General features: G+C 65.0%; 17 protein-coding genes. 7 read left to right on the forward strand and 10 right to left on the reverse strand.

From position 1 onward, the window contains the following. Positions 1-10: 10 nt before the first annotated feature. Positions 11-277: a DUF2007 domain-containing protein gene (locus J5M67_RS14300; RefSeq protein ID WP_207885993.1), complete on the reverse strand. Its 267-nt coding sequence runs from the start codon at positions 275-277 to the stop codon at positions 11-13. After that, positions 277-459 carry a CPXCG motif-containing cysteine-rich protein gene (locus J5M67_RS14305; RefSeq protein WP_207885994.1) on the reverse strand — a complete coding sequence of 61 codons (183 nt, stop codon included), beginning with the start codon at positions 457-459 and terminating at the stop codon, positions 277-279. Before J5M67_RS14305 ends, J5M67_RS14300 begins: the two co-directional genes overlap by 1 nt. A 140-nt stretch (positions 460-599) precedes the next feature. On the opposite strand from J5M67_RS14305, the gene J5M67_RS14310 reads away from it, so the two are divergent. Next, a complete protein-coding gene (locus J5M67_RS14310; RefSeq protein ID WP_207885995.1) occupies positions 600-1757 on the forward strand; it encodes a 1-acyl-sn-glycerol-3-phosphate acyltransferase in 1158 nt (385 codons plus the stop codon). A gap of 39 nt (positions 1758-1796) precedes the next feature. Here the strand turns inward: J5M67_RS14310 and J5M67_RS14315 are convergent, their stop codons facing one another. Then, entirely contained in the window at positions 1797-2075 is a 279-nt protein-coding gene (locus J5M67_RS14315) for a hypothetical protein (RefSeq protein WP_207885996.1), read from the reverse strand. 264 nt (positions 2076-2339) lie between these two features. Between J5M67_RS14315 and J5M67_RS14320 the strand changes: the two genes are divergently transcribed. Further along, positions 2340-2546 carry a hypothetical protein gene (locus J5M67_RS14320; protein WP_207885997.1) on the forward strand — a complete coding sequence of 69 codons (207 nt, stop codon included), beginning with the start codon at positions 2340-2342 and terminating at the stop codon, positions 2544-2546. A 77-nt stretch (positions 2547-2623) separates the two neighbouring features. On the opposite strand, the gene J5M67_RS14325 is transcribed toward J5M67_RS14320, so the two are convergent. Next, the gene (locus J5M67_RS14325; RefSeq protein WP_207885998.1) at positions 2624-3211 is read right to left on the reverse strand and encodes a YajG family lipoprotein; all 588 of its coding nucleotides are present in this window, start codon (positions 3209-3211) and stop codon (positions 2624-2626) included. A gap of 796 nt (positions 3212-4007) precedes the next feature. Here J5M67_RS14325 and mqo point away from each other — a divergent pair. Next, positions 4008-5501: a malate dehydrogenase (quinone) gene (mqo, locus tag J5M67_RS14330; protein WP_207885999.1), complete on the forward strand. Its 1494-nt coding sequence runs from the start codon at positions 4008-4010 to the stop codon at positions 5499-5501. Positions 5502-5572: 71 nt separating this feature from the next. Here the strand turns inward: mqo and J5M67_RS14335 are convergent, their stop codons facing one another. The 3 genes from J5M67_RS14335 to J5M67_RS14345 all read right to left on the reverse strand — a co-directional run bounded on the left by J5M67_RS14335 (position 5573) and on the right by J5M67_RS14345 (position 7145). Further along, positions 5573-5974 (reverse strand): glyoxalase/bleomycin resistance/extradiol dioxygenase family protein, encoded by a 402-nt coding sequence (locus J5M67_RS14335; protein WP_207886000.1) that lies wholly within the window; start codon positions 5972-5974, stop codon positions 5573-5575. Positions 5975-6279: 305 nt separating this feature from the next. Then, positions 6280-6567, reverse strand: coding sequence for a PA4642 family protein (locus J5M67_RS14340; RefSeq protein ID WP_205337322.1), 288 nt, complete (start codon positions 6565-6567; stop codon positions 6280-6282). Between the two features lie 98 nt (positions 6568-6665). Next, a complete protein-coding gene (locus J5M67_RS14345; protein WP_207886001.1) occupies positions 6666-7145 on the reverse strand; it encodes a hypothetical protein in 480 nt (159 codons plus the stop codon). Between the two features lie 137 nt (positions 7146-7282). Here J5M67_RS14345 and J5M67_RS14350 point away from each other — a divergent pair, with 137 nt between their 5' ends. Then, positions 7283-8200: a LysR family transcriptional regulator gene (locus tag J5M67_RS14350; protein WP_207886002.1), complete on the forward strand. Its 918-nt coding sequence runs from the start codon at positions 7283-7285 to the stop codon at positions 8198-8200. On the opposite strand, the gene J5M67_RS14355 is transcribed toward J5M67_RS14350, so the two are convergent. The 3 genes from J5M67_RS14355 to J5M67_RS14365 all read right to left on the reverse strand — a co-directional run bounded on the left by J5M67_RS14355 (position 8184) and on the right by J5M67_RS14365 (position 10859). Then, positions 8184-9608 (reverse strand): aldehyde dehydrogenase family protein, encoded by a 1425-nt coding sequence (locus J5M67_RS14355; RefSeq protein ID WP_207886003.1) that lies wholly within the window; start codon positions 9606-9608, stop codon positions 8184-8186. The two genes, J5M67_RS14350 and J5M67_RS14355, sit on opposite strands and share 17 nt — an antisense overlap. A gap of 214 nt (positions 9609-9822) precedes the next feature. Beyond that, complete coding sequence (locus J5M67_RS14360; protein ID WP_207886004.1) at positions 9823-10299, reverse strand: WbuC family cupin fold metalloprotein; 477 nt, start codon at positions 10297-10299, stop codon at positions 9823-9825. A gap of 2 nt (positions 10300-10301) precedes the next feature. Continuing rightward, positions 10302-10859 (reverse strand): hypoxanthine-guanine phosphoribosyltransferase, encoded by a 558-nt coding sequence (locus J5M67_RS14365; protein WP_207886005.1) that lies wholly within the window; start codon positions 10857-10859, stop codon positions 10302-10304. A 155-nt stretch (positions 10860-11014) separates the two neighbouring features. Here J5M67_RS14365 and upp point away from each other — a divergent pair, with 155 nt between their 5' ends. The 3 genes from upp to J5M67_RS14380 all read left to right on the forward strand — a co-directional run bounded on the left by upp (position 11015) and on the right by J5M67_RS14380 (position 14117). Beyond that, on the forward strand, positions 11015-11653 hold the full coding sequence (upp, locus tag J5M67_RS14370) for a uracil phosphoribosyltransferase (protein ID WP_207886006.1): 639 nt from the start codon (positions 11015-11017) through the stop codon (positions 11651-11653). A gap of 3 nt (positions 11654-11656) precedes the next feature. Next, positions 11657-12958: a uracil-xanthine permease family protein gene (locus tag J5M67_RS14375; protein ID WP_207886007.1), complete on the forward strand. Its 1302-nt coding sequence runs from the start codon at positions 11657-11659 to the stop codon at positions 12956-12958. Positions 12959-13118: 160 nt separating this feature from the next. Next, positions 13119-14117, forward strand: coding sequence for a lysylphosphatidylglycerol synthase transmembrane domain-containing protein (locus J5M67_RS14380; protein ID WP_207886008.1), 999 nt, complete (start codon positions 13119-13121; stop codon positions 14115-14117).

Consider the following 14117-nt stretch of genomic DNA (forward strand, 5'->3'; position numbering starts at 1 on the left):
GAAGGATCAATCAGCACAGCAGGACGCCAGGGCCAGCCTCGTTGTCATCGGCAGGCCCCGGCAGGGGTTGCGCGGCATTGTACGCGGCGATCAGCGCCCGCGCCCGTTCGGCATGCTCATCCTCGACCCACAGGTGCAGCAGGCCCATGCCCGGCAGCTCGCCAATGCCGCCCAGCAGGTGGCGCCCGCCCAGGTGCGACGAAATGCCCTCATTGGCCAGCATTCCGCCTAACAGTTCGGCTTCGATCAGGTCGGCGGGTTCGTAGATTCGCTGCATCAGTCGTCCTCGCGCTGGACTTCCAGGGACCACTCCACACCGTCGGTGTACAGCTGGAACAGGATCGGCCGGCAACACACCGGACAATCTTCATAGTAGCGCTGGTCGCCACCGGAAAGGTCAAGCACGGCCTCCGCCGGCTCGCCGCAATAGGGGCAGGTATAGGCCTGACTTTCGAGCATCGCTGGTTCCCCTGTGACTTCCGTTTATAATCGCGCGGTCTTTCAGGCTGCCCGGTTCGACCGTTCGGTCCCCAGGCAACCCTCCGAGCTGTCTACTTCGCGGCTTGGCCCGTGATACCCACAAAAAATTCATAGAGAGCATGATGGGCGAGTTCGAAGCCATCCGACCGTATAACGACGCCGAAGTCCCGGCCGTCCTGCAACGCCTGCTGAGCGATGACGCCTTCCTCGGCGCGCTGGCGCGTTACCGCTTCCCCCGTCTGTCCGGTCCGCTCGGCTGGCTGCTCAGACCTCTTATAGCTCATCGCCTGGCCCGTGAAGTCACCGGCATCCGCACCGTCATCGCGCTGCAGGACAAGATCGAGCCCTACGTCGACCGCACCATCGAGCACGCCACCGACGGGGTCACCTACTCCGGCGTCGAGCGCCTGAAGCCCGGCTGCGCCTACCTGTTCATCGCCAACCACCGCGACATCGTGATGGACCCGGCCTTCTGCAACTACGCGATCTATCACGCCAAGCTGCCGACGCCGCGCATCGCCATCGGCGACAACCTGCTGCAGAAGCCGTTCGTCAGCGACCTGATGCGCCTGAACAAGAGCTTCATCGTGCACCGCTCGATCACCGGCCGGCGCGAAAAGCTGGCGGCGTACCAGAAGCTCTCGGCCTACATCAATCACTCGATCCGCGAGGATGGCCAGTCGATCTGGATCGCCCAGGCCGAAGGCCGCGCCAAGGACGGGGATGACCGTACCGATTCGGCGATCCTCAAGATGTTCCACATGAGCCGCAAGGACGAGCCGTTCGCCGAGGTGATCCGCGAGCTGCACCTGATCCCGGTGTCGATCAGCTACGAATACGACCCCTGTGACGCCGCCAAGGCCCGCGAGCTATACACCCGCGCCACCACCGGCGGATACACGAAAGCGCCGGGCGAGGACGACCGCAGCATCGTGCAGGGCATCACCGGCTACAAGGGCCGGGTGCACATCAACTTCGGCGAGCAGATCACCGGGGAGTTCAGCGACACCAAGCAGCTTGCCGCCGAACTGGACCGGCAGATCCTCGGCAACTATCGGCTGTTCCCGGTGCACTACCTGGCCTACGAGGCCTCCGAGCTCCGCGATCCGGCGCTGCAGGTGCCCACCGCCGCCAGCCTGTTCAAGGACGAGGAGCTGCGCCGCGCGCGCACCGAATGGGAGCGCCGCCTGGCGGAATGCCCCGCCGAGCAGCGCGCGCACCTGATCCTGCAATATGCCAACCCGGTACTGAACCAGTACCGCTTGAAGCAGGCATAAAAAAAGGCGCCCTCGGGCGCCTTTTTCAATGGTGGCTGATCACAGTCGCGTGCTGTACCAGCTGACCGCCAGCGCCAACGCCATGCAGGCGAAGCCGAAGCGGTAGAAGAAGCGGTTCAGGCGCAACGTCGGCTGGAAGCTGTCCAGCGGTATCGGCTGCACTTCGCTTTCGGAAGCCAGGCGCGCCAGGGCCAGGCGCTCGCGCCGACGGGTCGCCAGCAACAGCCAGGCGCCGGCCAGGGCGAAGAACAGGGCCAGGTCGTTCACGATTCGACCGGGATGGGCCTGGAGCAGATTCCAGAGCGCCTGCAGCGACATCACAACCTCCGCTTGGGGACTACACACCAGTTATCGCGAAGGAAAGCCGGGGGTGAGCCTACTGATGAACGGGCATCGCCCGTCATGGATGAGAAACAATCGTCGCGCATTTTATCCGCAGGCCAGTCATCACAGCCAGCGCGTAACGCTTAATTACGACGAGCGTAAGAATTATCGAGAAATGGTCTAAGACCGCCCTCGCGCCTTGGCACGCGATTGGCTTCTACGGTTTTACCGACCCGGTCCTTCGCTAGGAGATTCGTCATGCTCGACATCGTTCCTCACGAAAACACCTACCTGATCGAACACCTGGAAGAAATCGAGGCAGTCGTCATCGAACTGTCGTTCAACGTGCAGGATGACCATTGGATGGTCTACACCCAGGCCTGTGGCCACGAACACCTGGACCTGCCGGAACAGCACGAGCGCGCGCCGTTCTGCGACGTCGACCCGTACCGCCAGGCCGCCTGATCGCACAGCGTTCAGCCGCCCATGAAAAAGCCCGGCATTGGCCGGGCTTTTTCATTTCCGCGCAGAGCTTGCAGCGATCAGCGCTGGTTCAGCGTCTGGCCGATGCTCGGGTCGCGGAACACGCGGTTCAGTGCATCGCTGAGCACATCGCTCACCAGCTTGCTGTTGGTCTGCTCGTTGGGCGCCATGCCGAAGCGCTGGTTCAGCGCTGCGCCGTAACGGCCACTGTAGTGACGCGCGCTGCTCTGCACGTCGACACGGAAGGTGGCGCCGATGTCGGCCTCGGTGACGTACACGCCTTCCTTGGGTGACTGGTACTTCAGCTCAGTCAGGGTCAGGGTCAGCTGCGGTGCGTTGTAGGCGTTGGGCGAGGGCGTGAAGCCCAGCAGGCGCACGGCGGTCTCGGCCTGCAGTTGCAGCTTGGGAATCAGGTCCTGGCTGCGCACGGTGAGCTGGCTGGTTTCGGAATACAGGCCGCCACGGGTACCCAGCGCGGTGCTGGGACGACCGTCGACGACCTTGACCACCACCGGCTGGCCCTGGCCAACGGCAGCGACGGGGCCCTTGAACACCGGGTCCGGGTTAAGTTGTTGCGGGCTGAGTGCACAGCCGGTCAGGGTCAGGCTGGCAGCAGCGATAAAGCTGAGCAACAAACGTTGCAGCATGCTCATCTCTCCATGGGTTGGGCAATGGCCGGCAGTATACCGGCCGTCAGCGCGGGCAGATAGCGCCTGGCCATTGGACGCGGAACAGGTTCTCAGGGTTCCCTCACGGGCGCGGCCACATGCCGTATTGACCCGCCTTGAGGCGAGACGCACCAGGGTGGAGCGAAAAATGCAGATCAAGGGGTAAACCCTAGGAAAAAAGTCTAAGGTGCAGGGCTTTTTTTCTGTTTCGCCGTTATAATCGCCCCCCGATTATAAGGACGCCTCCAGATCGGGCCCCGCACGATGCCGACACACCGTGTCTCGCCTCTGCCACCCCTCAAAGAGAGTCGCCACTCGCCTCGGTCACTGGCCGTCGCGCTTAACGTTCGTTGCGCAGAACGCTTGGCAAGGATGCAGCCGCCCACTCCGTACGGAGACCGGACCGGCCCGCAACGACGATCCCCTTTGAGTTTCACGCCTCCAAAAGAGCGTGATTTGAAGGTTTTTCACTACTTCACGAGAGTGTGGCGAGCAATGAAGAGTTTTGCGTCGGTAGCAGCACCATTAACGTCTGTCCCCGCAGCACTGAATCGCTTTTTCGGCACCGGAAGCCGCGCATAAGCGCCCACCCGATGCACTTGCGGATGCCCTGATCGTCCGCCGTGGATTGCCGAGCGAAGGTGCACCTTTCCCCTCCTCCAATCCCGGCTCCCGGCATTCGCGGATGGTCGCACGCGACCTGAGAAGAATTCGGACTGGCGGCTGAAAAGCCCCCGTCACAACTGGCTGCTGATAGTTTTTTGGAGACGCGTTAATGGCGCAGAACGATTACGAATCGATGGACGTGTTGCTGGTAGGCGCCGGCATCATGAGCGCAACCCTGGCTGTCCTGCTCAAGGAAGTCGATCCGAGCGTGAAGCTCGAGATCGTCGAACTGCAGGAATCCGGGGCCATCGAGAGTTCCAACCCGTGGAACAACGCCGGTACCGGCCACGCCGGCCTCTGCGAGCTGAACTACACCCCGCAGGCCGCCGACGGCTCGATCGACATCAAGAAGGCGGTGAACATCAACGCCCAGTTCGAGGTGTCCAAGCAGTTCTGGGCCTACCTCGCCGGGAAGGATGCCTTCGGTTCGCCGCGCAACTTCATCAACCCCGTTCCGCACATGAGCTTCGTGCGCGGCAAGGACATTCCGTTCCTGAAGAAGCGTTTCGAGCTGCTCAGCCAGCACCACGCCTTCACCTCGATGGAATACACCGAGGACCGCGCGAAGATCGCCGAGTGGGCCCCGCTGACCATTCCCGGCCGCCCGGCCGACGAGCAGGTTGCGATGACCCGCGTGGAAAGCGGCACCGACGTCAACTTCGGCGCCCTGACCAACCAGCTGCTGGGCTACCTCACCAGCCGCGAAGGCAGCGAAGTCAGCTACTTCCAGCGGGTCGTGGGCCTGGAGCGCAACGGCGACGGCTGGCTGGTGGACATCAAGAACACCCAGTCCGGCGAGTCCCGCAAGGTCAAGGCGAAGTTCGTCTTCCTCGGTGCCGGCGGCGGCGCGCTGCCGCTGCTGCAGATGTCCGGCATCCCGGAAAGCAAGGGCTTCGGCGGCTTCCCGGTGAGCGGCCAGTGGCTGCGTTGCGACAACCCGGAAGTGGTCAAGCACCACCAGGCCAAGGTCTACAGCCAGGCCGAAGTGGGCGCCCCGCCGATGTCCGTGCCGCACCTGGACACCCGCGTGGTCGACGGCAAGACCTCCCTGCTGTTCGGCCCCTACGCCGGCTTCTCCACCAAGTTCCTGCGCCACGGTTCGTTCCTCGACCTGCCGCTCTCGGTACGCACCAGCAACCTGCTGCCGATGCTCGCCGTGGCCCGCGACAACATGGACCTCACCCGCTACCTGGTGAAGGAAGTCATGCAGTCCATGGACCAGCGCATCGAAGCCCTGCGCAAGTTCTACCCGGAACTGAACCCGGCCGACTGGCGCCTCGAAACCGCCGGCCAGCGCGTGCAGATCATCAAGAAGGACCCGAAGAAAGGCGGCATCCTGCAGTTCGGTACCGAACTGGTGGCAGCCCAGGACGGCAGCATCGCCGCCCTGCTCGGCGCCTCGCCGGGCGCCTCGGTGACCGTGTCGATCATGCTGGGCCTGCTGGAGCGCTGCTTCCCCGAGCGCTACACGTCGGCCGAGTGGACCGCGAAGCTCAAGGAGATCTTCCCGGCCCGCGAGAAGCAGCTGGAAACCGACGCCGCGGCCTACCGCGAAGTCAACCAGATGACCGCCGACCGTCTGCAGATCGTCGCCGCGTCCTGAGCCTCGCGCTGATGAAAAAGCCCGCCTTCTGGCGGGCTTTTTCGTTTCTGCTTTCGTTCCACGTGCGGGGGTCAGTGGCAGCTGACCATCCAGCCGACGCCGAAGCGGTCGGTGAGCATGCCGAAGCGCTGCGCCCAGAAGGTCTTCTCCAGCGGCATGTCCACCCGCCCCTCTTCCGCCAAGGCGGCGAACGCCTGCTCCGCCGCCACCACGCTGCGCAGTGACAGGTGCAGGGAGAATCCATCGAAGGTGGCGTTGTGTTCGCCCCGGCCATCGGACAGGAAGATTTCGGTTTCGCCGATGCGCAGGCTGGCGTGCATCACCTTGTCCATCCAGCCATCCGGCACCGGCGACGGGCCGGGCGCCTCCTCGTAGCGCATCAGCATGTTGAGCTGCGCACCGACGGCATGTTGGTAGAAGGCAATGGCCTCATCGGCGCGACCATGGAAAAACAGATAGGGCTGTACTTGCACGGCTTCGTCCTCGCCTTGTCGTTATCGTTCTGAGGGAAGTCTAGGCGGGGATTCGGAGCTGGGCCGAAAGACGGCGTATCACCCGTAGGAGCGGACCTTGTCCGCGAAATCCCGGCCTGTGCTCCCTGAACGACCTGACGTGAGTCATTTTCGTAGGATGGGTGGAGCGCAGCGATACCCATGCGGTCCGCGCCTCGAGAGCGATGGGTATCGCTGCGCTCCACGCCATCCTACTTCGAGTTTCCCTGCGGAATTTGCGCACAAAAAAACCCGCACAAGGCGGGCTTTTCAGCGACTCGAACCGATCAGCCGCGAGCAGCCTTGATCACTTCGATGTAAGGCTCGGCCTGGCGCTGGTCCTGGATCAGGGCAATGAAGTCATTACCCTGGGCATCCTTGGCGGACAGGTCGTAACCGGCCTCGACGAAGAAGCCGACGAAGCGCTCGAAGTCGTCGATACGCAGGCCGCGGTAGGCCTTGACCAGCTTGTGCAGGGACGCCGGGGTGTCATCGGCCGGTTCCACGTCGAGGAACAGCTTGATGGCGTCGTCGTTGATCTCTTCGCCAATCACCTGCTTCTTGTCTTTACGCATCGCTCGCTTCTCTCTACGGCTGTCTCGGGAATCGCGGCCGGCATCGGCTCAGGCCGGGCATCACGGTCGGGCAGTTTAACCCTGCGCGGTGGCGCCGCTCAACGCGCGCGCACCGCCCCAGTGTGCAGGTCGGCCCAGATATGGCCGTTACCGTAGCTGAGGAACTGCACGTAGACGGTGCCGTTGCGCAGCAGGTCGAGCAGCCTGGGATAGGACGCCTGAGGGTAGTAGAGGCTGAGCACGCGGCTCTTCTCGTCGTAGACCGGCTTTTTCAGGCTCTTGCCCTCGGCATCGAAGCTGATCACCACCTGGCTGATCTGTGCCCCCTTGTTCAGCGGCTTGCCTTTCAGGCGCACTATCGACGGCGTGGTGATCGGGATCGGCTGCTGGTTGGATTGGCGCTGGTTGCCCAGCACCACGCTGTATTCGGTGACCTGCAGCAGTTGCTGCTCCGGTTCGCCCTGGCGCAGGCCGGCGTCGTCCGGCGGCAGGAACTGGCTGTGCATCGGCGCGGCAAACGCCGCGAGGGGTAGACAGAGCGCCAGCGCCAACGCGGCGCCCGGAATGCGAACGGACATCATCACCTCCGCGGAACAGGGCCGAGCACTCTAGCACGCCCCCGAAGCACCACGACAGGCGCGCATGGCATGGCTGCCGATACATTGATAGCCTTCGACATGAACAACCTCTCGCATCGACAGGATCCGATCAGATCATGCTGCACAACGTCTCCGACCTCGACTTGCGCCTGCTGCGCATCTTCGCCTGCGTGGTGCGCTGCGGCGGCTTCTCCGCCGCGCAAGGCGAGCTGGGCATGGGCCAGTCGACCATCAGCACGCACATCGCCAGCCTGGAGACCCGCCTGGGCTATCGCCTGTGCGAGCGAGGCAAGAGCGGTTTCCGCCTGACCGAGAAAGGCGAGCGGGTGCTGGACTACACGCAGAACCTGTTCGCCGCGCTGGGCGACTTCCGCGATCAGGTACAGTCATTGGCCGGGCGTCTGGTCGGCGAGCTGCACCTGGGCATGGCCGACAACGTCGCCACCCTGCCCGGCGCACGCATCCACCAGACCCTGGCGCGCTTCCACCGCCGCGACCAGGACGTGCGCCTGCACTTCCTCATCGAATCGTCCACCGAACTGGAGCGCCTGGTACTCAGCGGCCGCCTGCACCTGGCCATCGCCTGCTTCAGCCGGCGCCTGCCCAACCTGCGCTACGAGCCGCTGTACCACGAACGGGTGGCGGTGTTCTGCGGGCACGAGCATCCGCTGTTCGGCAAGGACGTGACGGACGCCGCCGAGTTGGAAAGCTGCAACTGGATTCAGCACGGCTACGCGGTGGCCGACGTGCAATTGCCGGCCGATCCGCAACGCAGCACCGCCTTCACCCAGCACATGGAAGCGGTACTCCATGCGGTACGCGCCGGTACTCACCTGGGCTACCTGCCGACCCACTACGCCGAGCGCTGGGTGCAGCAGGGCGAGATGCGTGCGCTGCTGCCGGACAGCCTCGGCTACGGCATCACCCACAGCCTGGTGGTGCGTGACGAACCGGGGCACAACGAAGCGCTCCAGGCGCTGGTGGAGGACCTGCGCCTGGAGCACGGAGCAGCACCGATCAGCGCGGCGCGGTGATGTGCTTGATGTCGAAGAACGCCGACAAGCCCCACGGCCCCAGCTCGCGGCCGATGCCGCTGCGCTTGCCGCCGCCCCAGGAGGTCTGCGGGAACACTACCTGCGGCGAGTTCAGCCAGACGTTGCCGGCCTCCAGGTTCTCGGCGACGCGCTGGGCGCGCTCGAGATCGGCGCTGCACACGGTGGCGGCCAGGGCGAAGTCGCTGCCGTTGGCCTGACGCAGGGCATCGGCTTCATCGTTGAAGGTGCGCACGCACAGTACCGGGCCGAAGATTTCCTCGCGCCACAGTCGGCTGTCCGCCGGCACGTCGGTATAGACGGTGGGCTGGATGAACCAGCCCTCGGCCGCTTCGCCACCGGTCAGGCAGGCCAGGCCTTCGTCGCGGGCCACCGCGAAGTAGTCGAGCACCTTGCGGTACTGCGCTTCGCTGGTCATCGGGCCCATGTCGGTCTCGCCCAGTAGCGAATCGCCAACGCGCAGGCCTTCCACCGCGACCTTCAGCTTCGCCAGCAGCGGCGCGGCGATGGACGCCTGCACCAGCAGGCGCGAGGTGGCGGAGCACATCTGCCCGGCGTTCCAGTAGACGCCGGCAATGATCCACTGCACGGCCTCGTCCAGGTCGCAATCCTCGAACACCAGGATCGGCGACTTGCCGCCCAGCTCCAGCCCCACCGGCAGGGTGCGCGCGGCGGCGGCTTCCATGACCTTGCGACCGACGACGTTGCTGCCGGTGAAGGACAGCTTGGCGATGCCCGGATGGCTGCACAGCGCCGCACCGGCATCGGCCAGGCCCGGCACCAGGTTCAGCACGCCGGCCGGCAGACCGATGGCGTCGGCGACCTCGCCCAGCACCAGTTCGATCAGCGGGGTGATCTCCGAGGGTTTGAGCACCACGGTGCAGCCCGCCGCCAGTGCCGGCGCGACTTTCCAGGCGCTGGTCACCAGCGGGAAGTTCCACGGCACGATCAAGCCAACCACGCCGATGGGCTCGAAGCGGGTCTGCGAGCGGTAGCCGGCGTCCGGCAGGGCGACCTCGGCGTTCTGCCGGGCGTCCAGTTGGTCGGCCAGCTCGGCGTAGTAGGCGAAGGTGGCGATGGCGTCGCCGATGTCGATTTCAGCTTCCAGGCGCGGCTTGCCGCTGGCCTGCATCTGCAGGGTGATCAGGGCTTCGCGGCGGGCTTCCAGTTGCTCGGCGAAGGCGCGCAGATAGCCGGCGCGTTGGGCTGCCGAGGTCTGGCGCCAGTCGGCGAAAGCGCGCTTGGCGGCAGCGACGGCACGCTCCACGTCGGATGCGCCGGCACAGGCGACTTCCGGCAGCGCTTCACGGGTGGCGGGCGCGATCGGGCGCAGGACGGCGCCGCTGTCGGCGGCCTGCCATTGACCATTGATGTAGAGAAGACGGGACATGCGAACCTCGGGCGGATCTCAGTGAGGGTCGCAGGATAGGCGGGGCATGCATCGGCAAAAATACGAATCAGCCCATGCATGCATCGATACCGCTCGATGCATGACTTGGCGTAGGAGCGGACTCTGTCCGCGATGTGTTCGCCTAACACCCTGACAAAAAGGAGCGGCGGTGAGTCGATCGCGGACGGAGTCCGCTCCTACGCACGTGCAGAGCTCAGTGCGGGAATTGCGAGCGCATCCAGGTCAGGTACTCGGCAGCACCCGGCTCGCCTTCGCGCGGCGCCCACTGCCCGCGCTCGTCCTCACCCAGCGGCACGAACGGGCCAGCCTTGGCTTCGAACATGACACTGTCCGGTTCCAGCGCGACGATGGCGTGGAAAGTACCTGGCGGCAGGTCCGCACCGACACACTCGCCACCGGCGCGCAGCATGCGGGTGGTCAGCAGCTCACCGCTGTCGGAAAAGATCAGCAGGCCCAGCGCGCCCTTCACCACCAGCAGGCTTTCGGCCTTGTCCGGGTGGCGATGGCAATGCGGCGGGATGTAGCTGTCCGGCTGCAACGCATTGAGCAGGCGATGGCAGGGCTCGGTCTGCTCATGGAAGTTGTGGTTCTGCCGGCGCCGTGGACTGGCAGCGGCCTTGGCCGCGACCTCGTCGAACAGCGCACTGTCGAGAAAACGCGGCCCGCCCATCGTCAGAGGCCTTTTACGGCGAAGATGCCAGCAGCGTTACGCCAGTAGCCCTTGTAGTCCATGCCGTAACCGAAGATGTAGCGGTCGATGCAGGACAGCCCCACGTAGTCGGCCTTCAGGTCCGGGCGGGCCTTGCGGTCGTGGTCCTTGTCGATCAGCACGGCGGTGTGCACGCGCTTGGCACCGGCGTGCTTGCAGAAGTCGATGATCGCCGAGAGGGTGTGCCCTTCGTCGAGTATGTCATCGATGATCAGCACGTCGCGGTCGATGAAGGAGATTTCCGGCTTGGCCTTCCAGAACAGCTCGCCGCCGGTGGTCTCGTTGCGGTAACGGGTCGCATGCAGGTAGGAGGATTCCAGCGGGAAATTCAGCAGCGGCAGCAGCTTGCCGGCGAAGATCAGGCCGCCGTTCATCACGCAGAAAACCACCGGATTGGTCTCGGCCAGGGAACCGTTGATGGCCTCGGCCACGCGGGCGATGGCGGCTTCCACCTCGGCATTGGTGTACAGGCAGTCGGCTTCGGCCATGACTTGGCGAATGTGCGCGAGATCGACGGACATGGGGGTTCTCCGGTGAAAAAGTGCGCAAAGGTACCTATCGGCGTGCCCTGGGGCAAGGGTCAGCGGACGAAAGTCCCCGACAATCGTGGCCCAAGATAGCTAGGATGCATTACGCTACCGCAATTTTTTTGCCAGCCCGTCCGGAGACCCCGTCCATGCCCGTACTCGAGATTCGTCATCCCCTGATCCGCCACAAGATCGGACTGATGCGCCGTCACGATATCAGTACCAAGAATTTCCGCGAGCTGGCCCAGGAAGTGGGCGCCCTGCTGACCTACGAGGCGACCAAGGACCTGCCGCTGGAAAACTACGAGATCGAAGGCTGGGCCGGCCCCGTTACGGTGGAGAAGATCGCCGGCAAGAAGATCACCGTGGTGCCGATCCTGCGCGCCGGCATCGGCATGCTCGACGGCGTGCTCAGCCTGATTCCGGGCGCCAAGGTCAGCGCCGTCGGGGTTGCGCGCAACGAGGAAACCCTCGAAGCGCACACCTACCTGGAAAAGCTGGCGCCGGACATCGCCGAGCGCCGCTCGCTGATCATCGACCCGATGCTGGCCACCGGCGGCTCCATGGTCGCCACCATCAACCTGCTGAAGAAAGCCGGCAGCAAGGACATCCGCGCCATGGTGCTGGTGGCGGCGCCGGAAGGGATCAAGGCAGTCAACGATGCGCATCCGGACGTGCTCATCTATACCGCCTCGATCGACAAGTGCCTGAACGAGCACGGTTACATCATGCCGGGCCTGGGCGACGCCGGTGACAAGATCTTCGGCACCAAGCAGAAGGACGCCTGATTCATGGCCGACGAATTCAACGATCCGCTGTGGCGCCAGGTCATCTCCGGCGCGCAGATGCTCTTCGTGGCCTTCGGCGCGCTGGTGCTGATGCCGCTGATCACCGGCCTGGACCCGAACGTCGCACTGTTCACCGCCGGCTTCGGCACCCTGATGTTCCAGATCGTCACCGGCCGCCAGGTGCCGGTGTTCCTGGCTTCGAGCTTCGCCTTCATCACCCCGATCATCCTCGCCAAGGGCCAGTTCGGCCTGGCGGCGACCATGGGCGGCGTGGTGGCGGCGGGCTTCGTCTACACCTTCCTGGGCCTGGCAGTGAAGATCAAGGGCACCGGCTTCATCGACCGTCTGCTGCCGCCGGTGGTCATCGGCCCGGTGATCATCTCCATTGGCCTGGCCATGGCGCCGATCGCCGCCAACATGGCGATGGGCAAAGCCGGTGACGGCAGCGAGCTGATCCCCTACAAGACCGCCATGCTGATCTCCATGCCGGCGCTGGTCACCACCCTGATCGTCGCCGTGTTCGGCAAGGGCATGCTGCGCCTGGTGCCGATCATCTCCGGCGTGCTGGTGGGCTACGGCCTGTCCTTCGCCTTCGGCGTGGTCGACGTGGCCAAGATCGTCGCCGCGCCCTGGCTGGAGCTGCCGAAGTTCACCACGCCGGAATTCAACTGGCAGGCCATCCTTTTCATCGTCCCGGTGGCGCTGGCCCCGGCCATCGAGCACATCGGCGGCGTCATCGCCGTGGGCGGCGTGACCGGCAAGAACTACCTGAAGACTCCGGGCCTGCACCGCACCCTGCTGGGCGACGGCATCGCCACCTCCGCCGCCGGCCTGTTCGGCGGCCCGCCGAACACCACCTACGCGGAAGTGACCGGCGCGGTGATGCTGACCAAGAACTACAACCCGAAGATCATGACCTGGGCGGCGGTGTTCGCCATCGGCCTGGCCTTCATCGGCAAGTTCGGCGCCATCCTGCAGAGCATCCCGGTACCGGTGATGGGCGGCATCCTCTGCCTGCTGTTCGGCACCATCGCCTCGGTGGGCATGAACACCCTGATCCGCCACAAGGTCGACCTGTCCCAGGCGCGCAACCTGTGCATCGTCTCGGTGACCCTGGTGTTCGGCATCGGCGGCGTGCTGATCGGCACCGGCACCGGCCCGGACGACTTCGGCCTGAAGGGCATCGCCCTGTGTGCCATCGTCGCCATCCTGCTCAACCTGATCCTGCCCGGCGAGGAAGGCTGGGAGAACAAGGCGCTGGAAGAAGGCGCCGGCGTCTCTTCAGCCGAGAAATCCGCCGAGTGAGCCTTGGGCGCCGCCATACGGCGGCGCCCAGCCCACGGAAAGTTCGGCGAACGCAGTCCCGCGCTGACGGTCCACTCTGCATGAAACAGCGATTCATCCCGCACACTTCCCCGCTCCACGCTGCCCTGCCCATCGCCCCGCCCCTGCCGGAGGCACGCACGTGAATCGCGGCTGGTGGCTGTTGCTGGGCCTGATCGGCGCCTCGCTGATCCCCCTGGCTCTTGGCGGCCGGCAGATGCTCACCCAGGTCCTGGCCTTCCCCCTGGACAGCCTGCTGATCATGTTCGGCATGATCCTGCTGTGCTGGCTGATCAACGCGCAGAAGTTGCGCGTACTGCTCAACGGCCGCGCCGGCGACATCGGCCGGGCCCAGTCGGTGGGCATCATCATGGCATCGGAGTTCGCCTTCTACGCCACCCCGGGCGGCACCGGCGGCCCGCTGACGCTGATGGCCCTGCTCTCGCGCCACGGCATGCGCCCGGCGCACAGCAGCGCGATCTTCGCCGTGGACCAGCTCAGCGACCTGATGTTCTTCCTCTGCGCGCTGGCGGCGGTGCTGGTATGGGCCCTGTCCCACAGCGTGAGCCCGAACCTGGAAACCTCGCTGATCACCAGCGGCGCGCTGCTGGGCGGAATCCTCTTCGGCGTGGTGCTGCTGGCGCGCTTCCAGCGCCGGGCGATCAAGGCTATCGGCCGCCTGCTCGCACGCCTGGGCATGAAGCCGCGCAGGCGCCTGCACTGGGCACGCAAATGCCTGCACTTCCGCGACACCCTGGTGAGCAGCCTGCGCCAGCCGAAACGGCGACTGGGACTGATCTTCTTCCTCACCTGCTGCCACTGGACGCTGCGCTTCTCGGTGCTCTACCTCACCTTGCGCGCCATGGGCGTTGACCTGCACTGGGCCTGGACCTTCCTGATCCAGTTGCTGTCGCTGGCCGCCGGCCTGGCTACCCTGCTGCCCGGTGGTGCCGGCGGCACCGAGCTGACCTCCGCCGCACTGCTCGCCCCACTGGTGGGCAAATCGACCGCGGCCGCGGCTATCCTCATCTGGCGCGTGGTGACCTACTACTTCTATCTGGTGATGGGCGCGCCGGTATTCGCCCTGCTGGCGGGGCGACCGTTGCTGCGCAAATTGATAGGGCTGCGGGAAAAAGACTGA

It is taken from the genome of Pseudomonas sp. 30_B, from assembly GCF_017491605.1.
In the GTDB taxonomy this organism is placed as follows: Bacteria; Pseudomonadota; Gammaproteobacteria; order Pseudomonadales; family Pseudomonadaceae; genus Pseudomonas.